A 26,262-nucleotide genomic window follows, 5' to 3' on the forward strand; every position below is an offset into this window, starting at 1 on the left:
GTCAGCGGCGATAGCTCAGAAGGCGCAGGATGATGAAGACGGGAATGACGATCGTGGCGCCCAGGATCAGATAGTCGCCGATCGCCCCCAGCGCATGGAAACCGCTGCGCCACAGGTCGACGACGAAGTCGCGCGCGCCGTAAATGATGTTCCACGGCGTCAAGCCGAAGATCGCCATCAGAAAGCCGACGAGCAGTGAAACCACGAGCAGCTTCACCACCGTTCGGGCCACTGTGTCGCCCAGCAATTTGTTGACCTCACCGGCCATCAGCAAGTCTCCTGTTTTGTCCTGACATATGAAACGGACCACATCGATGCAAGTTTTTGCGCACTATATCGCGCATATCAGCAAATTCCACGAGTGCGCCATGAAATAGGACTTGAGTTTTTTTATGGCTTGAGAAATGACAGCGCGCATCTTCTCAGGAATCTTGAATGGCCCCAAACCAGTTTTCTTCCGGTGACGTCATTGCCGACCGCCGGGCGGACTATGCCCGCATGTTGGCGGAGGGCGGTGATTATCCCGCCGCCGCCGAACTCATGGAACAGGCGCTGGAACTAGCGCCACGGTGGACGGCGGGCTGGTTTCGCTTCGGGGAATATCACGAAAAGGCGGGGGAAACGGAAAAGGCCGTGGCGGCTTACGAAAAGGTCGCCGAGATGGATGAGGAAGGGCTGTTTGCAGCCGAACTGAAGCTCGCGGTTCTCGGCGCCGCAGAAACACCGGAACAGCCGCCGAGCCGTTATGTGGAAGGGCTGTTCGACGATTATGCCGATCGTTTCGAAACTTCGCTGGTCGAAAAGCTCGATTACAGCGTGCCGCAGAAACTGGCCGAACTGATCGAGAAGGCGGCGGATGGCGGGGTGTTCGACACTGTCGTCGACATCGGCTGCGGCACGGGACTCCTCGGCGTTGAAATCAGAGCCTTCGCAAAACGGCTGGAAGGTTTCGATATTTCACAGAACATGCTTGCCAAGGCGGAGGAAAAAGATCTCTACGATCACCTCGGCCAGGCCGATCTTTCCCTCGAAGCGGAAACTTCGGGGCTCTTCACCACGACCCTGGCGCCGAAGCGCGCCAATCTCGTCGCCGCCGCCGATGTAATGATGTATCTCGGCAGTCTCGAAACCGTCATGCCCCTCGTTTCCGCCCTGTTGGCGCCCTCCGGCTTCTTTGCCTTTTCGGTTGAGGATGCGGCAGGGGAGGATGGTTTCGTTCTGCGGGAATCCCTTCGTTACGCCCATTCGAAAACCTATGTCAGCGGTCTTCTGGAACGGGCGGGTTTTGATCTCATGGAAATTCGCAAGACCACCATTCGCAAGGATGCCGGAAAACCCCTTTCCGGCATTCTTTTTCTTGCCCGGGCCAAGGTCTGAACATCTCATTTCTTTCCATTTTCTCGATAGGTCAGCCTTCCTTACGTATCCATCTTGATCGGGTTCGTTTTGCAGTGCAAAATATGAAAGAAACCGAGGGCAAAGCTTGAGAACGAGAAGCGTTTACGGCATGTGGAGTTCCGATCCGGCCAGACACGCGCCGGTGGAAGACGTGCAGGGCATCGTCACCGGCGCCATTGTCTCGGCGCTCGGCTTTTATCTGCTGAACAAGGTCGGCCTTTTGACGGGCGGGACCGCCGGTGTCGCCTTTCTCCTGCATTATGCCTTCGGCATCAGCTTCGGGCTGCTGTTCTTCCTCGTCAATCTGCCATTCTATTACCTGTCCTTCCGTCGGCTCGGCCTTGCCTTTTCCTTCAAGACATTCATCGCCATCGGCCTTGTTTCGGTGCTGACGGAAGTGGAAGCGCGCTGGATGGTGATCGACAGCATCAATCCGCTGTGGGCGGCGCTGCTCGGCGGTCTGCTGCTGGGTTACGGATTGCTGGCGCTTTATCGCCACCGCGCCAGCCTTGGCGGCATCGGCATTCTGGCCATCTATATTCAGGATCGCTTTGGCATCCGCGCCGGCCTGATCCAGCTCGCCTTCGATGCCTTCGTCATGCTCTGTGCTTTCCTCGTCATCGATCCGGTCACGGTTGTCTATTCGATCGTCGGCGCCTTTGTCCTCAACATGTTTCTGGCCATCAATCACCGTTCGGACAGATATATCGTCGTGCGCTGAGCGAGGGTGGTTGAAATCTCCCGCACTTCAGCGCAATAGCTCGGCAGGGCTTGGTATTCAGGGGACAAGGCATGGACGATACGAGCGCGCGCAGGCGTCTTAATCTTTGGGCCTCCGCGCCGGATCGTCATTCGCTGCTGGAAGACGCGCAGGGCGTTCTTGCGGGCAGCATGCTGGTATCGCTCGGCGTCACGCTGTTTTCCGCAGCCGGTCTTTTGACGGGTGGCACGGTTGGTCTGGCGTTCCTCGTGCATTACGGCACCGACCTCAGCTTCGGTACGGTCTTCTTCCTCGTCAATCTGCCGTTTTATTATCTCGCCTTCCGCCGCCTCGGCCTCGCCTTCACGGTCAAGACCTTCTGCGCCATCGCTCTGACAGCGCTGCTGTCGGAATATATGCCCGGCTTTTTCGCCTTTCAGAGCATCAATCCGGTTGCCGCAGCACTTTTCGGCGGATTGACGGTTGCGGCGGGCATGCTGGCGCTGTTTCGTCATCGCACCAGCCTCGGCGGTTTCGGCATTCTGGCACTTTATCTGCAGGATCGTTTCGGCTGGCGCGCCGGCCTCGTGCAGCTCGCCTTTGACGGCATGGTGCTGGCCTGCTCATTCTTCGTTGCCACACCCTTTGTCATTATCTGCTCCGTTCTCGGAGCACTGGTTATGAACCTCACGCTTGCTATCAATCACAGGAACGACCGCTACATTGCCATGTAGCGGCCGCCGGTCGCGGGTTTGCGAGGTCAGGCCGCCTTCGCAGCCGCATCAACCGGATGCTGCGAGCGGAAACCGACGGCAATACGGTTCCAGGTGTTGATGGCGCCGATGGCCACCGTAATCTTCACGATTTCCTCATCGGAGAAATGCGCTTTCAGCGTTTCGAAGGCATCGTCCGGAGCCCCGGTCTCAGCAATCTTCGTCACCGCATCCACCCAGCCGAGCAATGCGCGTTCCTGCTGTGTATAAACGGGAGATTCCCGCCACACGCTCATCAGGTTGATCCATTGTTCGGAAAGCCCGTCATGGCGGCTTTCCTTTACATGCATATCCACGCAGAAGGCACAGCCATTGATGATCGAGGCACGCAGCTTGATGAGGTGAACGAAACAGCGTTCAAGTCCGCTGCCCTGAACGTAATTTTCAAGCGCCATGACGGCCTTGAAGGCTTCGGGGGATGCTTTGGCATAGTTGATACGGGTTTTCATGGGTCTCTCCGTTGGTTGGGTCAGTTTGAAGTCATGCGTCATCAGTCCGGAAAGCGACGAAGCCCTCCAGCATAGATCGGTTTTCTTCGGAGCCTGTTTTCCAGTCTCAGCGCGCTGCTTTCTTGCGCTCGTTCAACTCCAGGAAGGCACAGCCACGCGCAGCAATTCCACCATCGTCAGTGGCGGCAAGATCGCCCCGAATATCGGCAATGGTGGTTTTGGCGAGTTCGGCCCTATAGACCTTCTCTGCCTTCAACATCGCTGCATTGATACCACAGGGCTTGGTGAAATACCGGCCCGGCAATGGGTTTGGACCGCGTTGCCGGATTTCCGCGCAACGGAAAGCCGGCTGCGGCCCTTCAACGGCCAGAACGATGTCCAGCAGGGTGATCTTGTCAGTCGGTCGCGCCAGACGATAGCCGCCCTTCGGCCCCGGCACCGTGGCAACTATTCCCGCGCTGGACAATGATTGCAGGTGCTTCAGAAGATAGCTGGTGGAAACGCCGTGGAATTCCGCGAGTGCGGCCGCGGACAACACGCCGCCTTCGGAAAGGCCCGCCAGCATTCCCACGCTGTGAATGGCCTGTTCAACGCCGTCCCCGAGTTTCATCGGTCTTTTCCATGTCTTGTTGTTGCGCTATCATGGATATTATTTATCCATGATTCTGTTTTCCTGTCAAGCGGCCCTGTTCCGCCCTTCTTTTTCTCAGGTTTTTCACTACGTTAAAGGCGTGAAACACACCGAGTCCCCCATTTCCGGCATAGATGTCGGCACCTTGCCCCTTTCATTCCAGAAATGGTTTGTCGAAAAAGGGTGGTCTCCGCGCGCCCATCAGCTGGAGCTTATGGCGCGGGCACGGGGCGGCGAGAACATGTTGCTGATCGCGCCCACCGGTGCTGGCAAGACGTTGGGCGGCTTCATGGCCTCGCTCACCGATCTGACAGAGCGGGGCAAGATACCGTCTGGCTCCGGCTTTGTCGGCGTGCACACCCTCTACATCTCACCGCTGAAGGCGCTTGCAGTCGATATCGAGCGTAATCTCACCAAGCCCGTTTCCGAAATGGGTCTGCCGATTGTCATCGAAACCCGCACCGGCGATACGCCCCAGGCGAAACGCCAGCGCCAGAAGGTGCGCCCGCCGGATATCCTGCTGACCACACCGGAACAGGTCTCGCTGCTGCTCGCCAACAAGGAGGCCGAGCGCTTTTTCCGTGACCTGAAATATGTGGTGCTGGATGAGCTGCATTCGCTCGTCACCTCCAAACGCGGCCATCTGCTGTCGCTGGCGCTCGCCCGCGTGCGCCGGCATGCGCCCGATGTCCGTTTCATCGGCCTTTCGGCCACGGTGGCGGAGCCGATGGATTTGCGCCGTTATCTTGCACCGCAGGGGCAGGGGAAGCCGCCCGCCGGCTTGATAACCGTCGAAGGCGGTGCAAAGCCGGATATTTCCATCTTGCACACGGAAGAACGCATCCCATGGTCCGGCCATTCAGCGCGTTATGCCGGAAAGGACTTATACGAAGCGTTGAAGCAGCATCAGACGACGCTGGTGTTTGTCAACACACGCTCGCAGGCGGAAAGGGTCTTTCAGGAGCTCTGGACGATCAATGACGACAATTTGCCGATTGCACTGCATCACGGCTCGCTGGATGCCGGGCAGCGCCGCAGGGTGGAAGCGGCCATGGCGGAAAACAGGTTACGTGCCGTTGTTGCCACCTCCACCCTCGATCTCGGCATAGACTGGGGTGACGTTGACCTTGTCGTGCATGTCGGCGCGCCGAAGGGCGCAAGCCGCCTCGCTCAGCGTATCGGCCGTGCCAACCACCGCATGGATGAGCCGTCAAAGGCGATCCTCGTTCCCGCCAACCGCTTCGAGGTGATGGAATGCCGGGCAGCGCTGGATGCCAACTATATCGGCGCGCAGGATACGCCGCCGATCGCCGAAGGCGCGCTTGATGTTCTCGCCCAGCACGTACTCGGCATGGCCTGTGCCGAGCCTTTCGATGCGGATGAACTTTATCGCGAAGTCACCAGCGCCTCGCCCTATGCCGACCTGCCGCGTGCCACCTTCGATCGGGTGGTGGATTTTACTGCCACCGGCGGCTACGCGCTGCGCACCTATGAACGTTATGCCCGCATCCGCCAGATGAAGGACGGTCGCTGGCGCGTGTCCAATCCGGCGGTAGCGCAGCAATATCGCCTCAACCTCGGCACCATCGTCGAGGCGGCGGAACTCAATGTCCGCATGGTCAAGCGCAATGCCAAGGGCACGGTCGGTCGCGGTGGCATGTCGCTCGGCAAGGTCGAGGAATATTTCCTAGAGCAGCTGGTGCAGGGCGATACTTTTCTCTTTGCCGGCAAGGTGCTGCGGTTCGAGGGCATCAGGGAGAATGAATGCCTGGTCTCACAGGCCTTTTCCATGGATCCGAAGATACCCTCCTATGCCGGTGGCAAATTTCCGCTTTCCACCTACCTGGCAGATCAAGTGCGCTCCATGCTGGCAGACCCGACACGGTGGCATGCCCTGCCAGATCAGGTTCGCGACTGGCTGGCAATCCAGAAGGAGAAGTCGATCATTCCCAAGCGCGACGAGCTATTGGTGGAGACCTTCCCCTTCCGTAAGCGCTTCTTCATGGTCATGTATCCCTTTGAGGGACGGCTGGCGCATCAGACACTCGGCATGCTTCTGACGCGGCGGCTGGAGCGGGCCGGGGCAAAACCGATGGGTTTCGTCGCCACCGATTATTCGCTGGCCATCTGGGCCATGGAGGATATCGGCATGCGGCTGAAGTCTCGCCGCCTGTCGCTGGCCGACCTTCTCGATGAGGACATGCTTGGCGACGATCTGGAAGCATGGCTTGACGAATCCTTCATGCTGAAACGCACCTTCCGCAATTGCGCAGTCATTTCCGGGCTGATCGAACGCCGCCATCCCGGCAAGGAAAAGACCGGCCGGCAGGTCACGGTGTCCGCCGATCTTATTTATGACGTTCTTCGCAGCCATGAGCCGGATCATATCCTGCTGGAAGCGACGCGACGCGATGCCGCAGCAGGACTTTTGGATATTGGCCGTCTTGGCGATATGCTGAAGCGAATCAAGGGACACACCACGCATCGCGCGCTGGAGCACGTCTCGCCCCTCGCCGTTCCGGTCATGCTGGAAATCGGCCGGGAGACGGTGGCGGGCGAAGCGATGGACGATGTGCTGGCGGAAGCTGCTGATGAGCTGATCGCCGAGGCCATGTCCTGAAATATGCCCATGTGCTGAAGTATGCATTGAAGGAACAACGATAAAAGTGCTGAGCCGGCTGACATTGAGCGACAGGTTTTCCAACGGCTTCGAATGCCTGGGCAGCGAGACCGCCATCAACGGCGTTTCCGCCTGGTGCGACCCTTTGGGTGGGCTCTACCTGCCCGACCTGTCGCTGCTCGTCGTTTCCGACCTGCATCTGGAAAAGGGTGCGGCTTTTGCAAGGCGTGGACGCATGCTGCCGCCCTACGACACCATCGCCACCCTCAAGATACTGTCTTCCCTCATCAGCCGCTACGATCCGAAGATCGTCGTCAGCCTCGGCGACAATTTTCATGATCGCGTCGGCTCCCAGCACCTGCCGCTGCCGTTGCGCGAACTCATCCGCGAGATGGCCCGCGGTCGCGAATGGATATGGATCAACGGCAACCACGACCCCGATGGCACGGTCGATCTGCCGGGTTCTTCGGTGGATGAGATGTTTTACGGCAATCTCGTTTTCCGCCACGAGCCTAAGCCGGGCGATGCGGCCGGTGAAATCGCCGGTCACCTGCACCCCTCCGCCACTGTGCGACGCCGCGAGAAGACGGTGCGGCGGCCCTGTTTCGCCACCGATGGTTCGCGTCTGTTGATGCCGGCATTCGGGGTGTTGAGCGGCGGGCTGGATTTACGCCACAAGGCAATGCGCGGCCTGTTCGATCATGCCGCTCTCGTCGCGCATCTGATGGGGAGAGATCGCATCTACTCGGTGCGGTTTTCCAGTCTGCTCGGCTGAGATTTTAGCGCAGCCTATTGGCGGTAGACCAATACCGGTATCTTCGAATTCTTCAGCACCTTGGCGGTGACACTGCCGAGCAGCATCTCAACGAAACTCCTGCGCCGGTGCGAGGCCATGGCGATGAGGTCGCAGCCGGTCTTGTCGGCTATTTCAATGATCGCCTCGTCCGGCCGCCCCGCCCGCGCCAGCAGGGCCTCGCAATCCAGCCCCATGGCGGTGGCATGCGCCTGCGTATCGCGAAGCAGATGCTCCGCCTCTTCGCAACGGTGGAATTCCTCTTCGGCAATGGCGGCAATGTCCTCGACATCGCTGGCAATCACATGAAAGGGTTCCGATACCGTCACCACGGTCACCTTTGCGCCTGCCTCCTTGGCGAGAGCGAACCCTTGGTCGATTGCGATCTGCGCCAGCGGCGAACCATCGGTGGGAATGAGAATGTGCTTGAACATGACATTTCTCCTTTTCATCCCCGTTACAACCGCACTTGCCGCCATCAGCTGCGTGCGTTTGTAACGCCTTGAATTTTACAGCAAACCCCGGAAGGAAGCGAATGCTATCTTTGCCCGTGCGGGTGGCAGACGCTCTCTTTTGCGCGATTGAAAACGCTCAGTCCTTGCGGAAGATGATGCTGGCGCCCCAGCCGGTGACGACGGCGAGCAGAACGCAAAGCGCGCCGTAAGCAAGCGGCGTCTGATGCGCGGCATCGGTGATCGCCTGTTCCATGCCGGTCTTGACGACGCGCAGTTTTAATTCACGCTGGGCGATGAATTTGCCGCTCTTGAAGAGATAGGCGCGTGCCGTGTGCACCCCGTTTGGGACGTTGGCGGGCAGGCGCAAGGTCGCCCAAAACAGGCCCGTGCGTTCCAGCCGCACCCCTGTCGTATCATTGCGGTAGATGCCGCTCGAAAGCTTGAGCCGACGATAGGCCTCCTGAAAATCGAAGACATTGTCGGGCACGCCCGAAAAGACAGCGCTTTTGAGCGATAGATGGTCGACGCCGAGCCCCATGGCGCGCAGCGTTCCGGGGGAGGCGACATCGCTGATATTGCGGGTGCTGGCCATGGAGTAGGATTCCGGCAGCGGCGTGAAGGTGATGGCGCTGGTATTGATCCAGATGCCTGCCACACGCTCCTTCTTGCGCACGGTCATGTAGTCGCTCGGTCCCTCCAGCGTCACCACGATGTCATATTGCCCGATGGCCAGCAGCAGCTGGTCGGTATTGTTGAGCGCCCCGAAGAGCGTGAAATCCGCCCCGCGAAAATCCGAGGCTATCGGAATTTCCGTCGTCGAAGCGCCGATTTCGATGTTTTCCTGCAGGGGGCGCTGCTGCGGACCCGGCGGCAGCGCAAGCGGCGGCGTCTGGGCGGAAGCAGTTTGCCCGAAGGCAAGACAGGAGAGCAGGGCAAGGGCGGCAAGCAACAAATGGCGGGTCAATAACCTAACCCCCCGACGGCGACCGAAAACAGATCTTCCGGCCGAACCACCAGCGATACCGCAAGGCGAAGGGCGACGGCGAGGACAAGAAGCGCCAGCAGCGCACGCAGCTGTTCGCCGCGCAGTTTCTGGCCGACGCGTACACCATATTGCGCGCCGATGACGCCAGCCACCATCAGGATGAAAGCCAGCACCACATCGACGGAGTAGTTGGTCGCTGCCTGTACGACGGTCGTGTATGCGGTGACGAAAATGATCTGGAACAGTGAGGTGCCGACAACCACACTGGTGGGAATGCGTAACAGATAGATCATCGCCGGCACCATGATGAAACCGCCGCCCACACCCATGATAGAGGTGAGTATGCCGATGCCGAAACCGAGCGTGACGACTGGAATGATGCTGAGATAGATCTTCGATTTCTTGAACCGCATTTTCAGCGGCAGGCGGTGTACCCAGTTGTGGTGTCCCGGCCGGCGCAGCGTCACCGTCTCGTTGCGGGCGGCACGTCTCAGCGCCGAGATGCTTTCTTTCAGCATCAACCCGCCAACGGTGCCAAGCAGGATGACGTAGAGCAGCGAAACGATGAGGTCGAGCTGGCCGATGCTGCGAAGGAACGAGAATATCCACACGCCGACTGTGGCGCCCAGGAGGCCGCCGACGAGCAGAACGCTGCCGAGCTTGACGTCGAGGGTTCCACGCCGGAAATGGGTGATCGAGCCTGAAACGGAGGAGGCCACCACCTGGTTGGCGCCCGTCGCCACGGCCACGACTGGCGGAATATTGTAGAAAATCAGCAGCGGGGTGATCAGAAAGCCACCGCCGACACCGAACATGCCGGACAAAAAACCGACGGCCGCGCCCATGCCGAGAATGATGAAAATATTCACCGACAGTTCTGCGATCGGCAGATAGACAGTCACGGCTCGGACCTCGGGCAAATGGTTCCGGGCGGCATGGCTTGTCCGGTCAGGGGGCCTTGCCGCGATTTACACTTTCTGTCTGAAAAGACCGGGCATGCCCAGCCTTCATCCGTCATGCCCGCGAGGGCCTAACCTGTCAACATTCAACGGTAAATACGTTGATAATTTGGAAAGATAGAGGTCTGGCGAAGGCAGCCGCCCACATTCCTGTCAGGCGTTGCAAAAAAGCGGCCGGGGGGCCGCTTTTTGGGTTTCAGAACCATTATTTATTGCGGGCGAGAAGCGCTGTCACCAGTTCGTTGGTAATGCGCCCGTCCGGGGTCTGGCCCACGGATTTCTGAAAGTCCTTGATGGCCGTCACGGTGTTCTTGCCGAGCTTGCCGTCCGGCTGCCCGGCATCGAAGCCGTTCTTGTTGAGGATCGCCTGAATGTTGCGGATCGCCTTTTCCATGTCCACGGAGGCGGTTTTCACGCCTTCCTTGCCAGCCCACTCTTCCGGCGGGTTGACGTTGTTGGCATCTTCCGAAAGCGGCTTGACCTTCCACGCCTCCACCTTGGCCTTGGCGCTCTGGAGCTGCTGCGGGTTCAAGGCCCCCGCCACTTCGTCGCGCTTCTGGGCGGCATCGGCATCGCCATCCTTGGCGGCAATGGCGAACCACTTGTAAGATTCCTCGATGTCCTGCTTAACCCCGCTGCCGCGGGCATAAAGAATGGCGAGGTTGAACTGGCTGTCGCGGACGCCGAGTTCGGAGGCCTTGATGAACCACTGCGCGGCGGCAGCAAAATCCGGCTGGCCAGCCGCGTCGGAAGCGAGCAGGACGGCGAGATTGTGCATGGCCCCCGCATTGCCCTGTTCGGCGGCCAGCGTGTAATAGCGCTTCGCTTCCGGAAGGTTGCGTTCGACGCCGTTCGCCTTCTCGTAGAGATTGGCGAGACGATATTGCGCGGGCGCAAGACCGCGATCGGCAGCCAGCTTGTACCACTTCGCGGCTTCGGCACGGTCGGCGGCAACGCCGCGACCGTCGGTGTAGCGGGCTGCGATTTCGAAAAGCGCCTGCGTGTCGCCCTTGGCGGCGGCTTCAGCAAGTGATGCGGGCTCTATCCCGGCGGGAACGACGATGGCGCCGTCGGCGGGAGCGGCCGTGACGACGGCCTCAGCCGGTTTCGGCGGTTCCGCCTGCGCGACGGTGCCGGATTTTGCGGGATCCACGGCGGGAACATCGGCGACCGGCGGCTCCTCGGGTAGCGGCGCACCGCCAATGGTCCGGTGGTCAATGGTATTCTGTGCCGGAGCGGAGTTCTCGATGCTGTCGGCCGGGGCTGCCTGCTCGGATCCGATCGCGAGGTCAGACGGTATGGTGACGGCCTTGTCGCCGGTTTCGGGAAGGGCGGAAACCGGTGCATTGTCCATCTTCTGTTCAATCACCGGCGCCGGGGCTTCCGTGCCGCTGATCAGTGTCTTGACGAGGGGCATGGCCATCATCGCCAGAAGGATCGCGCCGATACCGAGCAGCAGCGGCCGGCGATAACGCGAAAGAGCCGAAGTTTCGGTCTTTCTTTTCTTTTTGCCGGTTTCAAGCTTTTCCGGCGCTGTTTCCATCGCGGCGGCCTGCGCGGCACGGCGGGCGGCGGCGATAAAGTCCGTCCGTCCTTCCGCGTCCACGGCCTTGCCGGTGGCGGCCACCTGGCTGGCGCGCACGCGTTCCAGGATTTTCTTGATATCAGGCGCGCCCGAACCGGGCTCCAGGAGTTCGTTCTCCTGACCGGCTGGCAGAACGTCGATCGGATCAAGCGACGGGGCAGGCTCAACCTGGGTGCGGGCGGAAGAGGCCGATACGGGTTCTTCCTTGGTCTTTGCGGGCTTCGCCGTGCTTGTTTTGAAGCGCTTCGTCAGCCCGGCGAGCAGGCTCGTTTTCTCTGCTTTTGCGGGCTTGACGGCAGCGGGCGGCACGATGGCGGTCGCGTCGTTGTCGCTGACATCCTCGAGAATGGCCTGCTCTTCGGCTATATAGCCCTCTTCCGGGAATATGGCGGCCGGCATCGCGACGTCGTCGCGGCCTGCGGCAACAGCCTGCTGTGCAACGTGACGGGTGGGCTCTTCGCGGTAGGACGTTCCGTTGTCGAGATTATCCAGGCGGCCGGCAATCTGCACCAGCGTTTCGTGCAGTGCTTCGAAGGTGCGGTGCGTGCGCTCTTCGGTGTTGCGGCTCAGCGCTTCAAGGTTGCGCAAATCGGCCGCGAGATCGGTCAGCATCGACATGTCGGCGATGTTCGCGCCGGCCGAGAGGTTGTTGCGGGTATAGGCGTCGAGAACGGCCTCGGCTGCCTGCCGGGCCGCTTCGATGATATATTCGTCGTTCGAAGCCATATAGTCTTCGATCGCCGCCATGCGCGCATCGAGTTCAGGCGACATGCCTGCGGCCTGCATCTGTACCGGCTGGCTGATCAGCGTCGAGAGATGGGCGATCTGGTTTTCAAGGCTCGCCAGCGCATGGCTGTCAGCGGGGGCGGCATGGGCGGTCTCATCCAGTCGCGCGGCGATAGTGCCAAGCCGCTCTTCCAGGCGCGAAAAGGCGCTTTCACTGAGGCCCGATGCCAGCTGCGGCTGGCTATAGCGATAATCGAGCTCCTCGATCTGCCGAGAGAGCGTGTCGAGCCGTTCGGCCAGACCCTCATTCACGGTGCCGTGGTCGAGCGCATCGATCTTGCGGGAAATGTCGCTGAGGAAAGACGTCAGCTCCGCCTGTTGCGAAGGGCGCTGCGACCGTTCCAGAAGCAGTGAAAGCTGGTCCAGTCGCTCATGCAGTTGCGCTGCATCGCGCGTGGTGCTCAGCTCATCGATCTTGCCGGCCAGCGCTTCAAGGCGCGCGGTAAGATCAAGGGAGGGTTCCGGTTTTGCAGCGGCGAGGCGGTTGATATCACCGAGCTGTTCGGCGAGGCCGTTCAGGCGGTTTTCCAGTCGCTGGGCGAGCGCATTGTCGGTTGCCTGCGCATTGGCGCGTGTGCCGGTCGCCGCAATGGCGCGGCTGATTTCGTCCAGCCGCTGATCGAGACCGGAAAACTGTTCGCTAAAGACCGCTTCATTCGGCTGCATGTGCTTGCCGAGCTGCTCGACCGCGCTGGCGATCGCGATCAGCTTCTCCTCGAGCACGCGAACGGCCGGATTGTTGCTCATGCCGCCGAGCTGCGTCTTGATGTCATCGAGACGATAGGCGAGGGAGACGATTTCATCCTGAAGGGCGCCGGCATCGAAACCACGCAGCGTGTCTTCCACAGTGTTCCAGCGGCTTTCGATCCGATGGACGCTGTCTTCGCGTGCGAGCTGGTCAATGGTGAGGCGTAGGTCCTCGAATTCGTTGCGCAGCGCATAGACATCCGGAGATGCCAGATTGCCGAGCTGGTCGATGCTTCCGGCAAGCCGTGCGATGTCATCGCGCAGATCGCCGATGAATTGCTGGTCTTCCGCCGCGGCGCGGATATTGCGGATTTCCGCGCGCAGTCCCTGCGCTTCCCGCGCAACGCCCTCGGCAATATCGTGCTTCAATTCGTGGCGGAGGTTGACGAGTGCCTGCGCGATTTCCTGCAGGGCCGCGTCATTGCGTGGCTCCTGATAGGGCGGGATGGCGCGTGCGCGTGGTGCGGCCTGAGGAGCCGGCTGGGGCTCCCTCTGCCGATATTCCGGCGCGAGCGGCCGTGTTATCGTGCGTTCCGGGCGGGCGGCAGGTTCCTGCGGGCGCTGGAAGCTGGCCTCCAGCAGACGCTGGCGCTGGCGTATTTCGTTGACGGGATCAAGTTGCGGTGGCGTCACGCTTGTGCGTGGCTCGCGTGGTGCGGCATAGGTTTCGCTCTTTGTTTCCGGCGGGGCGCCAGCGGCCCGCTGGTCGCGCGGAAACTTCTGGCTCATCAACCCTTCGATGCGGGCTTCAAGGCCTTCAATGGTGCGATTGAGAGCATCAAGCGACGACCTGTCGCTTGGCTGTTGGGTTTTCGATCGCAATCCGTTCATCTTTTCGCTCGCTTCGCTTCCGCCCGCCGTGCCCGGTTATCTGTCGCGACGTTGCCTGTTTGGACACGCCGTCGCCGCAACATGCAGCAATTCTAGAGCCGGTATTTGCCCCCGTGGAGGAAAATGCGCCGATGAACGAAGCAGTTACCTCCATCGGGAGAATTCACGAAACGTGGTAAAGAAGTGGTTAACCAAGGTCGGAATTTTTTAACTTTTGCGGTGCAGGCCGAGCTCCGCGGTGGTGCGGAGGCCAATTACGCAAAAAGGGATAGCGATAACCCCATGGAATTTATTTGACGTTTACGCGCACGTCAAATATTGTCACGTCATATCGGCCGGATTATCTCCGGCGCCCACGATGCGGAGGAACATCGGTAATGCCTGTTTACAAGGCCCCAGTTAAGGACACGCTTTTTATCCTGAATGACGTTCTCGGCCTGGAGCGGTATAACAACCTGCCCGGCTTCGAGGATGCGACGCCCGACATGATCGAGGCAATCACCGGCGAAGCGGCAAAGCTTGCCGAGGAACGGCTTTTCCCACTCAATCTTTCCGGGGACCAGCAGGGTTGCAAGCGCGCCGATGACGGTTCTGTCTCCGTGCCCGATGGTTTCAAGGAAGCCTATGACGCCTATTGCGAAGGCGGCTGGATCGGCCTTGCCGTTCCCCAGGAATTTGGCGGGCAGGGCCTGCCCTATACGCTGCATGCGGCGATCGGCGAATATATGTCTTCCGCCAACCTGTCCTTGATGATGTATCCCGGCCTGACACAGGGCGCTATTGCCGCCATCCTCGTGCATGGCACGCAGGAACAGAAGCAAACCTATCTGCCGAATATGGTTGAAGGTACCTGGTCCGGCACCATGAACCTCACCGAACCCCATTGCGGCACCGATCTCGGTCTCCTGCGCACCAAGGCGGTGCCGCAGGGAGATGGCACTTACAAGATTTCCGGCCAGAAGATCTTCATCTCGGCTGGTGAACATTCCATGACCGATAATATCGTCCATCTGGTGCTCGCCCGCATCGAGGGCGCACCTGAAGGCACGAAGGGTATTTCGCTTTTCATCGTGCCGAAATTCCTGGTCAGCCAAGACGGCACGCCCGGTGAGCGCAACGGCGTCACCTGTGGTGCGATCGAGCACAAGATGGGTATTCACGGCAACGCCACCTGCGTCATGAATTACGATGATGCGACGGGTTATCTGCTCGGTGCGGAAAACAAGGGCCTTTCGGCCATGTTCGTGATGATGAACGAGGCGCGCCTCGGCGTCGGCCTGCAGGGGCTTTCCGTGGGCGAAATCGCCTATCAGAATGCGGTGGAATATGCCCGTGAGCGCATTCAGGGTCGCTCTCTGTCCGGTGCCAAGTTCCCGGACAAGAAGGCCGATCCGATCATCGTGCACCCGGATATCCGCCGCACGCTGATGACCATCAAGGCCTATAACGAGGCTGGCCGCGCTTTCCTTTTGTGGACAGCGCTGCAATCGGACATCGCCCACCGCTCGACCGATGAGAAGGAGCGGCAGGCGGCAGACGACCTGCTCGGTCTCGTCACGCCGATCCTCAAGGGTGTTCTGACTGACAAGGGCTTCGACCACGCCGTGATGGCGCAGCAGGTGTTTGGCGGTCATGGCTACATCGAAGAACATGGTATGAGCCAATATGTCCGCGATGCGCGCATCACCATGATCTATGAGGGTGCGAACGGTATCCAGGCGCTCGATCTGGTCGGCCGCAAGCTCGGCATGAATGGCGGCCGCGCCGTCATGGCGCTGTTCAAGGAAATCGGCGATTTCTGCGAGGAAAACCGCGGCGATGAAAAGCTCAGCCTCTACACCAAGGGTTTGAAGAAGGGCTTGAACGATCTTCAGGCCGCAACCATGTGGTTCATGCAGAACGCCATGGCAAAGCCCGACAATGCCGGTGCCGGCTCGACCGACTACATGCATCTCTTCGGCATCGTGGTGCTGGGTTACATGCAGGCGCGCATGGCGAAAGCCGCCAGCGAAGCGCTTGCGGCAGGCAGCGCCTCGGATGAGGATTACCTCAAGACCAAGCTTGTCACGGCGAAGTTTTACATGGAGCGCATCATGCCGGAAACGGCGCTGCGCAAGGCCCGCATCGAAACCGGTGCGGACACCATGATGGAACTGGCCGCGGAAGCATTCTGAGACATCTGGCGTTTCTGACGCCACAGGGAGAGAGTTATGACCGACGTATTTATCTACGACCATGTCCGCACCCCGCGCGGACGCGGCAAGAAGGATGGCAGCCTGCATGAGGTGCCATCCGTTCGCCTTGCCGCCAAGACGCTGGAAGCCATCCGCGACCGCAACGGGCTTGATACCTCTGCTGTCGATGACATCATCATGGGCTGCGTCGATCCTGTCATGGATGCCGGTGCGGTGATCCCGAAAGCCGCCGCCTTCGAGGCCGGTTATTCCAACAAGGCGCCGGGCATGCAGATCTCGCGCTTCTGCGCCTCGGGTCTGGACGCCATCAACTTCGCGGCCGGCAAGGTGAAGGCCGGGTCTGACGATATCGTCATCGCCGGCGGCGTGGAAAGCATGTCGCGCGTCGGTATGGGCATGTCGGGCGGCGCCTGGTACATGGACCCCTCGGTCAACTTTCCGGCCTTCTTCATGCCGCAGGGCGTGTCGGCCGATCTGATCGCCACGAAATACGGCTTCTCCCGGGACGATGTCGACGCCTATGCCGTCGAAAGCCAGAAGCGCGCCGCGCAAGCCTGGGAAAAGGGCTATTTCAACAAATCGGTCATTCCGGTGAAAGACCAGAACGGCCTGACGATCCTTGATCGCGACGAGCACATGCGCCCCGGCACGGACATGCAGGCGCTGGCCTCGCTCAACCCGTCCTTCCAGATGCCTGGTGAAATGGGCGGCTTCGAAGCTGTCGGCATCATGGCGCATCCGGAAGTGGAGCGGATTAACTACGTACATCACGCCGGCAACTCATCCGGCATCGTTGATGGTGCTGCCGCCGTGCTAGTTGGTTCGAAAGCGGGCGGCGAGGCAATGGGCGTGAAGCCGCGTGCCCGTATCAAGGCTTTCGCCAATATCGGCTCCGACCCGGCGCTGATGCTGACCGGCCCGGTTGACGTAACCGAAAAGCTGCTGAAAAAGACCGGCATGTCGCTTGCCGATATCGATCTCTTCGAACTCAACGAAGCCTTCGCCGCCGTGGTCCTGCGCTACATGCAGGCTTTCGACATTGATCACGACCGGATGAACGTCAATGGCGGCGCAATCGCCATGGGTCATCCGCTGGGTGCAACCGGCGCGATGATCCTCGGGACGGTGCTGGATGAGCTGGAACGGCGCGATCTGAACACCGCGCTCGTCACGCTTTGCATCGGTGCAGGCATGGGTACAGCAACCGTCATCGAGCGGGTTTAAGGCAGCGGCTACGGCCCGCTTCCGTCATCCTCGGGCTTGACCCGAGGATCTATCCCTGGTGCTTGGATCCTCGGGTCAAGCCCGAGGATGACGAGGAAAGCGAAGCGGCCATTACGATTCAGGGAAGAGGAATCCCAAATGAGCACTTACACCAATTTCACCATCGAGACGGACGCAGACGGCATTGCCCTCGTCACCTGGGACATGCCGGAAAAGTCCATGAACGTCTTCACGTCAGAGGTGATGGACGAGCTGAACGCCATTCTCGACGCCACCGTCGCCGATAGCGCCGTCAAGGGCGTCGTCTTCACGTCGGGCAAAAGTACCTTTTCCGGCGGCGCCGATCTGTCGATGATCAAGTCGATGTTCTCCTTCTACAATGACGAGAAGACGAAGAACCCGGATCAGGCGGCAGCAAAGCTGTTCGAGCTGGTGGGCCGCATGACCGGCCTGTTCCGCAAGATCGAGACCAACGGCAAGCCCTGGGTCTCCGCCATCAACGGCACCTGCATGGGGGGCGCTTTCGAACTGTCACTCGCCTGCCACGGCCGCGTGGCCTCCAGCGCCAAGAACCTCAAGATCGCACTGCCGGAAGTCAAGGTCGGCATCTTCCCGGGCGCTGGCGGCACCCAGCGCGTCTCGCGCCTGACCGATGCACAATCTGCCTTGCAGATGATGACGACAGGCCAGTCGCTGACCGGCGCACGCGCCAAGGCCATGGGGCTGGTGCACCAGGTAGTCGAGCCGGATCAGCTGGTCGCAACTGCAAAGCAGATGATCAAGGACGGCCTGAAGCCGGTAGCACCCTGGGATGAGAAGGGCTTCAAGGCCCCCGGCGGCGGCATCTGGACGCCTGCGGCTGCCCAGCTGTGGCCCGCCGCTCCGGCGATCCTGCGCCGCGAAAGCGCCGGCAACTATCCGGCCGCACTCGCCATCCTCAAATGCGTTTATGAAGGGCTGCAATTGCCTTTCGATACGGCGCTGAAGGTGGAGCAGCGTTATTTCACCGAAATCCTTCGCTCGAAGGAAGCCTTCGGCATGATCCGCTCGCTGTTCATTTCCATGCAGGAGCTGGGCAAGGGCGCGCGCCGTCCGGCCGGCCAGCCGAAGACGGAGTTCAAAAAGGTTGGCGTCGTCGGCGCGGGCTTCATGGGGGCGGCGGTCGCTTACGTCACCGCCGCAGCGGGTATTCCCGTCACGCTGGTGGATCGCGATCAGGAAGCCGCAGACAAGGGCAAGGGCCATTGCGAGGAAAGCGTCAAGGCCGCCATCGGCAAGGGTAGGCTGACGCAGGATGAAGGCAAGGCCTTGCTTGATCTCGTCACTCCCACGGCGGATTACACTGCATTGTCTGATGTCGATCTCGTTATCGAGGCCGTCTTTGAAGACCGCGACGTGAAGAAAGCCGTCATCGAAGCCGTGGAAGCCGTTTTGCCCGAAGGCGCAATCTTTGCCTCCAACACGTCCACCTTGCCAATCACGGGGCTGGCAAAGAACTCCAGGCGTCCGACCGATTTCATCGGCATCCACTTCTTCTCGCCGGTCGAGAAGATGATGCTGACGGAAGTTATATTGGGCAAGGAAACCGGCGATAAGGCGCTTGCCGTCGCGCTGGATTATGTGGCCAAGATCAAGAAGACCCCGATCGTCGTCAACGATACGCGCGGCTTCTTCGTCAATCGCTGCGTGCTGCGTTACATGGCCGAAAGCTACGACATGCTGATCGAAGGCGTGCCGCCCGCAATGATCGAAAATGCCGCGAAATTCGCCGGCATGCCGGTGGGCCCGCTGGCGTTGAACGACGAAGTGGCCATCGATCTTTCCTACAAGATCCTGAAAGCCACCGTCGCCGATCTCGGCGAAAAGGCGGTCGATCCGCGCCATATGGAGTTGGTGAAGAAGCTGGTGGAAGGCGAGGGCCGCTTTGGCCGTAAGAACGCCAAGGGCTTTTACGACTACCCGCCAAAGCCCGCCAAGAAGTCCCTCTGGCCTGGCCTGAAGGACCTCTATCCGCAGCAGAAGCCTGAAGACGTGGATATGGAGGTGCTGAAGCAGCGCTTCCTCGTCACCGTGGCGCTGGAAGCCGCCCGCACGGTGGAAGAAGGCATCGTCACCGATCCGCGTGAGGCGGATGTCGGTTCCATCCTCGGTTTCGGCTTCGCGCCCTATACCGGAGGCGCGCTGTCCTACATTGACGGCATGGGCGTGAAGAGCTTCGTGGCGCTCGCCGAAAAGCTCAGCGAGACATACGGACCGCGCTTCCAGCCAACGCCGCTGCTGAAGGATATGGCCGCCAAGGGCGAGACCTTCTACGGTCGCTTCGATCCCTATGCCAGCGCCGCGAAGGCGGCCTGAGGCTCCAGCGAGATGATTGAACAGGCCCTTCGGGGCCTGTTTTATTATGCCTGTCTACCCGCTTTCCATGCATCCTTTGCTGGGCTGAGGCGTTGAAAAGTCTGACCGGGCAAAAGCGCCCGCCGCCGCAATTCAGCACGCCTCAGGAGACAGCGATGAAAGCACCACTGCGATCCCACGGTTTCGATAAGCCATCAGACCTGGACGACGAGTTGGCCGAACTGGACGAAGAGGCGGAAGCTGTAGCTGCCGAAGAGACGGTGGAAAAAACCGCAGCCAGGAGGACACCTGCCGCCAATACCATCGACCCGGCGCTGCGTGCCGAACTGGACGAGCTTCGCCAACAGGTCGAAAAGATCCGGCGCGATGTCAAGCGGCTTGAGGCGGCCGAGATGTCCCGCCACAGGCCCGCACAGCCCCACCATGAGCGCGACCGCGAGAACTCCCGCCTGATGACGGTCGTGCGCTCCGTAGCCGTCACCTCGCTTGCAAGCCGCATCTTTGCGTCTTCGCCCGTCATGGCGGCGCTGGTAGCCGTGGTGCCTTTCGCGCTTGGTTTCGCAGCACGGCGCCGCGAAGGGGCATAGCCCCACCTGCCATGCTGCGCCCGCCACCGGCCGGGATAGGTCCCTCGCAAACATGACGCGGGCAAATGCGCTCTGGCATCAGGGGGCCACACAATGAGTTTTCCTGCGTGAACCGGCCTTCGCCCTGCGCTCTTTCCAGCCATCCACAGGCGCCGTGAAAAAACTGTCAAAAAACTTCGGAAGGGCGCTTGCCATGTTCGAACAAGATGTTATAACCCCGCTCACTTTCGGGGCGCAAACGACCCCGACCGCGAAAAGCGAAGGTTCTTCAAGGACCTGAAGTGCCCGGATAGCTCAGTTGGTAGAGCAGCGGATTGAAAATCCGCGTGTCGGTGGTTCAAATCCGCCTCCGGGCACCATTAACTTGCTGAAAATGCTAAGTTTTTGGAAAGCTCTTTGATCCCGCTTGTGTTGGAAATACGCTAGCGCATGTCTAGCACAGCCCGCAAAATTGCTCTTTTCCCTCAAGGCCCGCCGTGTCCGCTACGGTTGCAGGTTAGCGCAGCTTTAACGCAGGCGTGCTAGCAACGTAACTGATTTCGGAGAGCATCATGTTACAGCGTGCGAAGCAGCCCACACAGCCCTTTACCCTCTTTCAGCGTCCCGGCGGCTCCATATGGTCGGTGCGGTTTTCCGCTGGTGGCAAGCAGGTCAGGAAAAGCCTCGAAACCGACAACTACGACGAGGCGCATCATCGAGCCTACCAGATATGGAGCGAGGCAAACTACCGGGTGAAGAATGGCTTCACCGCTGTCGTTCGCCCCTTCGGGGAAGTGGCCGAGGAATTTATCAAGCTCGTGATTGCGGAAAGCGAACGCAACGACCGCAGCGAATACCACCCGCGCGATTGGCCACCTGTCATTCGTCGTTACCTTGTCGGCTTTTTCGGCAACAAGCCCATCGACACGATCCGCGAGCCGGATATTGAACGCTATATGGAATGGCGGCGCAATTATTGGGTCACTGGTCCTGGCAAGGATATCGAATTCATTCGCTATGAGCGCAAGGACAAAATCCTGCGCCGCTCAGCACGCCATGAAGTACCTTCGATCAGCCGTCAGCGGGGTGAGCTAACCATTGTGCGGGCTCTGTTTCAGCAAGCTGTAAAGTGGGGTTATTGCGGCAAGCTCGATATTCCTGACGTCAAGGTTCGCAAGCGCGTCGATAACAGCCGACCGAGCTTCACGCCGGAGGAATTCGAAACCCTCATCAGCACAAGTCTGCAACGCATCTATCCTGACCATAGCGGGCAGGGAAAAGTGATCCGCGGGAAAGACGGCAGGGTGTGGCGGCAGTTCCGCCAGAACATGCACGTCATTTCCGACAGGCTGAAACTCCATGCGCATATTGAAATCGCGTCCGGTGCGGGAATGCGACCCACAGAGCTTAAAAATCTTGATTGGGGCCACGTCGTCGGCTTTCGCGCTGCACGCAAAGCAAAGCTTGAAGATCAAGACGTTCGCTTTCAGGTTCAAGGCAAAGGCAAACATGGTGCTGTTGTGCCACAACTCTCAGTCATCCCATGGCTTCATACGCTGTGGGACGCTTTCGAGCGTGAAGTCGGGCGAGAACCGAATGATGCCGATCCGGTCTTCTCCGATCAGAGTGGCGAGCGCATACAGAGCTTCAAGAAAGGATTTGCAGAGTTGCTGAAGGTTTGCAACTTACAGACTGACTTTCGCGGCGTTGCCCGGACCACCTATTCATTGCGGCACTATTACATCTCAGAGATGATTGCTCGCGGCGTCGATGTCTACGATATCGCACGGAACACCCGCACTTCCATTGCGATGATCGATAAGCACTATGGTCAGGTCAGCACCGAGCGGCGCAAGGATCAGTTGAGGCCGGATCACAAGGAATGGTAAGTGCCAATAGTTACGCCGCGAAAGCATGGAACCGCCCATTAATCAGGCCATCTTGAAGCCTGTACGCGGATATTCCATTCGCGACGATGACGATTGCCGAATGGCTGCCGCTATCGAAGCTGATTTCCGTGATAAGTTCCCTTATCGCGGCATGAGCTTCCGAGCGTAGGCCATAGCGAGTTGCTTCGTCGGCTTGCTCCCACGCGGTTCGCAGTTGGCCGATGCGATCGCAGGTCTGTGCAGGATCATTATGCCGAACTGTAAGCCGGTGTCGTTCCTGCTGTTGGTACTGAAGCTCGGCTTCGATTGCCTGCCGTTCCTGCTGTCTTTGCCGTAACAGATCGATAATGCTGTCCATTGGCTGATTGTCATCTTCCAGCGCCATCGCAAGCCGTTGCTCCTTCCGGCGCAGCTCGTCAAGTTGCAGCGTCAGCGCCGCGATGGTTTCGTTGATGCCGGTGATGGCCTCATTCGTCATTGTCGTTGCTATGGCTTCGGCAAGGTTGAGTTCGTGGACGTGATCGAGAATTGCAGTCTCGAACGGTTCGTATCGGAAATGCCGATTGCCTTCGGTGCAGCGATGGCCGCGTACATAGTTGCTGCACACGAGATAGCGCCCGTTCTCGTTACCTTTCACGCGGCTGAGCTTCATCGTCATCGGTCCGCCGCAATGGGAGCAATGGCAAAGCCCGGTGAAAAGATTGGCGAAGATATCGCCTTTACGTCCCGGTCTGGCCGAATTATTTCGGATCGCCTGCACGCGCACGAACAAATCCTTGTCGATGGCCGCGGGGAAATAGTTCTCAATTGCATCGCCATCTGGCACTCGCCTGCCGTCCTCCATGCGGTGTGGCTGAAATATGCCGATGACATCGCGCCGAATAAGAAGTGCCTTGATGATGCTCTGATACCAGCCGTCCTTGCTTTTGAAGGCTGGAACGCCGTCCGCATTGAGCCTGCGCGCAATCACCGTCACGCCGAGGCCACGAGCCGCCATCTCGTAGATGGCCCTTACCGTCTCGGCGTGATGGTTCAGCGTGAACGTGTAGCGGTTGGCGCCGATACGCTCGGCATCTATCCATGCGGGCGTCAGTCCCGTGATCTGGCCTTTGCCTTCGCGGGCATTCTCGCGCTTCTTTCTGTTGGCGGCTCTAACACGTTCGCTCTTCGTCTGGCTTTCCTCATGGCCTCGCGACATCACCGCAAGCCCGATGATGAGTTTGGTCCAATCCCCGTTGAGGATATCGCGGCTGTAAATCTGCCGGTCGTCGCCAAGTGTCGCAATCGTAATGCCCGCATTAATGATCGCCATGAACAGCGTCAGCGCATCCGGTACTGCCTCCCGCGATAGCCGGTCTAGACTTTCGATTAGCAGATAGCTGCCCTTGGGGATCTCACCACTTTCTACCATGGACAGAAATCGACCGAGTGCACCGGTCTTAAAGTTCTTGCCCTTCCACGCGCTGATGCCGATGTCGCGCAGGCTGTCGTCCAGAAGCAGAGAGTGTTCGTCTGCAAAGGCTTTCGACCGCTCAAGCTGCCGACGTAAGCTATCACCGCGAAGCTGCTTGTGGGTGCTCATACGCACATAAGAATAAGCCCGAACCGGACCCGATAAATGATTGCTTGGGGAATGCTCCTGCATGGCGTCTCCTTCGCTTGCGACCGCTAACACCAGAGGCGTTGAGGTTCGAGCGGGGGATGCCGGGTGCAAACGGTTGTAGCAGCGTAAGGCTGTGGCTTGCGGGCGTGAGTTGCAAAAGCGCGGCGCAAATCACCGCTGGATTCATTGAGATTACTGCGATCTTTACAGTTAACAAGGCGTTAATTTTTGCCGAGCGCAAAGGTATTTGCTGGGACGCTGGTGCGGCTTGCGGACACGACAGGTCCGAGGCCGACATTGACCAGCATCCTGACGAATGGTTCCGCGATGGCAGCTCTGCAAACGCTGCGGATGATCGGCTCAAACATGGCCGACACGCAGCGGCAGGTGAGTTCGGGGCTTCGCGTGCAAACGGCTTCCGACAATGCCGCATACTGGTCGATCTCCACGACGATGCGCTCCGACAATATGGCAGTGTCTGCCGTAGCCGATGCGCTTGGGTTGGGTGCGGCGAAGGCCGATGTCGCCTATGCGGGTCTCGACAGTACTATAGACGTTCTCAGCGAGTTCCGTGCAAAGCTTGTCGCGGCAAAAGAGACCGGCGTGGACAAGTCGAAAATTCAAAAGGAGCTTGACCAGTTCAAGGGGCAATTCGTCTCCATCGCTACATCGGCCAGCTTCAATGGGGTCAACTGGCTCAACACGGACGCACCGGAAGACCTGTGGGAGTTGTCGTCGCTGCCAACGAGCATCACGTCGTCTTTCATCCGATCGGCCGATGGCTCCGTGCGTGTTGGTACAACGGATATCGATCTCGCCGACATCAGCCTATTTAATGTGGGCGGTGGTGGTTCGCTTCAAAAAGATATTCGTTCGCTCGGGGATATCGGCGGGTTCAGGGGCAGCAATGCCACCACCTATGGCGATCCTGGCTTTCAGGACTTCGACTTTACCGGTGCTTTCACGTTGTCGGGAACCGACACCATCAGTTTCGATCTGTTGGTGGATGGCAACAACGGTTACACCATCTCCATCGACGCAAACACGATCAATTCCGCTCTCTCGAAATCAGACGGAACCGTTTCCAACGACGCTGAGTTTGCCGACGTGCTGCGATACGCCTTCGGCACGGTCAACGATGTGGCGCGGATCATCTTGCGTTTCAACGGCGTGCGCATCCAGAGTGTCGAAGCGACCGGTTCACCCAATTCCAGCATCGAGATTTCCGGGGTGACATCAAACTTCGGATCGGGAAGTTTCGGGGCTGGACTGGAAAATGGCGCAACATCGGAACTTGCCGACGATTACCCGCAATGGAGCTTCGGCTTCACCTCACCCTTCACGGTCTACCGCGATGTCGAATTCAGCTTCGACATTCAGGTGGGTAGCGATCCGACCACAACTATTACTGTCACGCGGGACATGGTAGATACGGCGCTCGGCACGTCCGACGGGAAAATCGGTTCCGCTGCCGATATGGCAACGCTGCTCAATTACGCGCTTGTCGGCAAGGGGCTCGACGTGACGGCGAACGGTTCATCCATCGTCTTCGATATCGACAAGACCCTTTATCCCGATGCCGGTCGGCGGGCATTCATCCAGATCGGGAACGTCGCCGACAACATCGGCCCTGCGCCGGATTTCGATATTCTCGACGTGGATATCACCGATCCCGTCAATGACCTCGACAACTACCTTTCCGGCGTCGATACGATGCTGCAAAAGGTCATTTCCGGCGCATCAACGCTCGGCGCGGTCAAGACGCGGATCGACATGCAGCAGGATTTTGCGCAGACCCTTATCGATAGCGTCGAAAAGGGTATTGGCCGTCTGGTCGATGCCAACATGGACGAAGCCTCAACCCGGCTCAAGGCACTGCAAACGCAGGAGCAGCTTGCCATCCAATCCTTGCAGATCGCGAATAGCAATGCCGAAAATATGATGACATTATTCCGATGATCACCACATGCGCTCATTGCGGATTATCTCAAAATCCTTGCATCCCCCTGATTATCTATTGACGGCGATAATTTTTTCGAGCACAAATGAGGTCGAAAAAATTATCGAGGCTCACATGGTCGCTACCCATCTTTACGTCAACGAAATTGAAATCAACACGCGCCTTTCGGCATTTGATGTAACCCGCGAAGAGTTGATCAATGTCGTCAGGGAAGTTGTTGGTGCTCGAGCAGACGCCGTCGATGATGATCCGATAACCGCCGCTGGTTTGTTTGCCTACATTCATGGCACCCGCAATGCTCGCGCGCTTTTTCGCTCCAAAGGCTGGCGGCATGAGCGCAAGGAGAACATCGAAGCGGTTCGGCACTTTGAGCGCAACCTCAAGGTAATCTATCAAAGCGTCGACGTGGCGTGCGACGAAAAACATGTTCCGCAGGCAATTTCCGGGAAAGGCAGCGGGGCAGAGCGGGCGATTGATCAGGCTCAGGGGAGCCTTTTCGCAGACGGCGAGCTTGACGCGGTGACGTTCCAGCCTGTAACGGCTCCCCCGTCCGGTGTTTGGTTTTTCTGCGTGTCCGTCAATGGTGAAGATGTGCGTGCAGAACTTTCAAAGGCTGCTGGGGTTTCGAACGGAAACTTCCGGCAGTTTGAAGAACGTATTTTCATCATCCGCAAGGGTGAATGGGAAAATGTTCGCGTGAAGGGAGACATTGAACCGGACGGTACTGAGTTCGAACCCGTAGTCCGCCGCAAGTAGGA

Annotated in this window: 20 protein-coding genes and 1 tRNA gene; 13 read left to right on the top strand and 8 right to left on the bottom strand. The window is 59.2% G+C overall.

The features are described from left to right. Position 1 precedes the first annotated feature (1 nt). Positions 2-268 carry a DUF6460 domain-containing protein gene (locus K7A42_RS17090; RefSeq protein WP_004439806.1) on the bottom strand — a complete coding sequence of 89 codons (267 nt, stop codon included), beginning with the start codon at positions 266-268 and terminating at the stop codon, positions 2-4. A 167-nt stretch (positions 269-435) separates the two neighbouring features. Between K7A42_RS17090 and K7A42_RS17095 the strand changes: the two genes are divergently transcribed. The 3 genes from K7A42_RS17095 to K7A42_RS17105 all read left to right on the top strand — a co-directional run bounded on the left by K7A42_RS17095 (position 436) and on the right by K7A42_RS17105 (position 2,832). Further along, positions 436-1,377 carry a class I SAM-dependent DNA methyltransferase gene (locus K7A42_RS17095; protein ID WP_282455591.1) on the top strand — a complete coding sequence of 314 codons (942 nt, stop codon included), beginning with the start codon at positions 436-438 and terminating at the stop codon, positions 1,375-1,377. Between the two features lie 130 nt (positions 1,378-1,507). After that, a complete protein-coding gene (locus K7A42_RS17100) occupies positions 1,508-2,119 on the top strand; it encodes a YitT family protein (RefSeq protein ID WP_006698960.1) in 612 nt (203 codons plus the stop codon). A 71-nt stretch (positions 2,120-2,190) separates the two neighbouring features. Next, on the top strand, positions 2,191-2,832 hold the full coding sequence (locus K7A42_RS17105; protein ID WP_004439810.1) for a YitT family protein: 642 nt from the start codon (positions 2,191-2,193) through the stop codon (positions 2,830-2,832). A 26-nt stretch (positions 2,833-2,858) separates the two neighbouring features. Here K7A42_RS17105 and K7A42_RS17110 read toward each other — a convergent pair whose 3' ends face one another. Together K7A42_RS17110 and K7A42_RS17115 are read right to left on the bottom strand one after the other, a co-directional pair. Continuing rightward, positions 2,859-3,320: a carboxymuconolactone decarboxylase family protein gene (locus K7A42_RS17110; RefSeq protein WP_282455592.1), complete on the bottom strand. Its 462-nt coding sequence runs from the start codon at positions 3,318-3,320 to the stop codon at positions 2,859-2,861. 106 nt (positions 3,321-3,426) lie between these two features. Next, a complete protein-coding gene (locus K7A42_RS17115) occupies positions 3,427-3,930 on the bottom strand; it encodes an RrF2 family transcriptional regulator (protein WP_282455593.1) in 504 nt (167 codons plus the stop codon). A gap of 49 nt (positions 3,931-3,979) precedes the next feature. Here K7A42_RS17115 and K7A42_RS17120 point away from each other — a divergent pair, with 49 nt between their 5' ends. Together K7A42_RS17120 and pdeM are read left to right on the top strand one after the other, a co-directional pair. Beyond that, positions 3,980-6,571, top strand: a complete 2,592-nt coding sequence (locus K7A42_RS17120; protein WP_282455594.1) for a ligase-associated DNA damage response DEXH box helicase — start codon at positions 3,980-3,982, stop codon at positions 6,569-6,571. A gap of 46 nt (positions 6,572-6,617) precedes the next feature. After that, a complete protein-coding gene (gene pdeM, locus K7A42_RS17125; protein WP_035206761.1) occupies positions 6,618-7,346 on the top strand; it encodes a ligase-associated DNA damage response endonuclease PdeM in 729 nt (242 codons plus the stop codon). A gap of 14 nt (positions 7,347-7,360) precedes the next feature. Here the strand turns inward: pdeM and K7A42_RS17130 are convergent, their stop codons facing one another. The 4 genes from K7A42_RS17130 to podJ all read right to left on the bottom strand — a co-directional run bounded on the left by K7A42_RS17130 (position 7,361) and on the right by podJ (position 13,712). Then, a complete protein-coding gene (locus tag K7A42_RS17130) occupies positions 7,361-7,798 on the bottom strand; it encodes a universal stress protein (protein ID WP_006697645.1) in 438 nt (145 codons plus the stop codon). A 157-nt stretch (positions 7,799-7,955) separates the two neighbouring features. After that, positions 7,956-8,783, bottom strand: a complete 828-nt coding sequence (locus K7A42_RS17135; protein ID WP_004439826.1) for a TIGR02186 family protein — start codon at positions 8,781-8,783, stop codon at positions 7,956-7,958. After that, positions 8,780-9,706, bottom strand: a complete 927-nt coding sequence (locus K7A42_RS17140) for a sulfite exporter TauE/SafE family protein (RefSeq protein WP_004439829.1) — start codon at positions 9,704-9,706, stop codon at positions 8,780-8,782. The genes K7A42_RS17135 and K7A42_RS17140 overlap by 4 nt, the downstream gene beginning before the upstream one ends. Positions 9,707-9,968: 262 nt before the next feature. Continuing rightward, on the bottom strand, positions 9,969-13,712 hold the full coding sequence (gene podJ, locus K7A42_RS17145; RefSeq protein WP_282455595.1) for a cell division protein PodJ: 3,744 nt from the start codon (positions 13,710-13,712) through the stop codon (positions 9,969-9,971). 377 nt (positions 13,713-14,089) lie between these two features. Between podJ and K7A42_RS17150 the strand changes: the two genes are divergently transcribed. From K7A42_RS17150 to K7A42_RS17175, 6 genes are all read left to right on the top strand, one after another. After that, positions 14,090-15,886: an acyl-CoA dehydrogenase C-terminal domain-containing protein gene (locus K7A42_RS17150; RefSeq protein WP_072493959.1), complete on the top strand. Its 1,797-nt coding sequence runs from the start codon at positions 14,090-14,092 to the stop codon at positions 15,884-15,886. Positions 15,887-15,922: 36 nt separating this feature from the next. After that, positions 15,923-17,131: an acetyl-CoA C-acetyltransferase gene (locus tag K7A42_RS17155; protein WP_035206766.1), complete on the top strand. Its 1,209-nt coding sequence runs from the start codon at positions 15,923-15,925 to the stop codon at positions 17,129-17,131. A gap of 138 nt (positions 17,132-17,269) precedes the next feature. Beyond that, positions 17,270-19,486, top strand: coding sequence for a 3-hydroxyacyl-CoA dehydrogenase NAD-binding domain-containing protein (locus tag K7A42_RS17160; RefSeq protein ID WP_282455596.1), 2,217 nt, complete (start codon positions 17,270-17,272; stop codon positions 19,484-19,486). Between the two features lie 155 nt (positions 19,487-19,641). Beyond that, complete coding sequence (locus K7A42_RS17165; RefSeq protein ID WP_045532852.1) at positions 19,642-20,073, top strand: hypothetical protein; 432 nt, start codon at positions 19,642-19,644, stop codon at positions 20,071-20,073. Between the two features lie 283 nt (positions 20,074-20,356). Beyond that, positions 20,357-20,432, top strand: a tRNA-Phe gene (locus tag K7A42_RS17170). Between the two features lie 264 nt (positions 20,433-20,696). Next, positions 20,697-21,941, top strand: a complete 1,245-nt coding sequence (locus K7A42_RS17175) for a tyrosine-type recombinase/integrase (RefSeq protein WP_282455597.1) — start codon at positions 20,697-20,699, stop codon at positions 21,939-21,941. A gap of 10 nt (positions 21,942-21,951) precedes the next feature. Here the strand turns inward: K7A42_RS17175 and K7A42_RS17180 are convergent, their stop codons facing one another. Next, entirely contained in the window at positions 21,952-23,586 is a 1,635-nt protein-coding gene (locus K7A42_RS17180; protein WP_282455598.1) for a recombinase family protein, read from the bottom strand. A gap of 219 nt (positions 23,587-23,805) precedes the next feature. On the opposite strand from K7A42_RS17180, the gene K7A42_RS17185 reads away from it, so the two are divergent. Then, positions 23,806-25,503 carry a flagellin gene (locus K7A42_RS17185; RefSeq protein ID WP_282455631.1) on the top strand — a complete coding sequence of 566 codons (1,698 nt, stop codon included), beginning with the start codon at positions 23,806-23,808 and terminating at the stop codon, positions 25,501-25,503. A gap of 115 nt (positions 25,504-25,618) precedes the next feature. Next, on the top strand, positions 25,619-26,260 hold the full coding sequence (locus K7A42_RS17190) for a hypothetical protein (RefSeq protein WP_282455599.1): 642 nt from the start codon (positions 25,619-25,621) through the stop codon (positions 26,258-26,260). Positions 26,261-26,262: the final 2 nt, after the last annotated feature.

The sequence above is a fragment of the Agrobacterium sp. InxBP2 genome, from assembly GCF_026191755.1.
GTDB classification, from domain to species: domain Bacteria; phylum Pseudomonadota; class Alphaproteobacteria; order Rhizobiales; family Rhizobiaceae; genus Agrobacterium; species Agrobacterium pusense.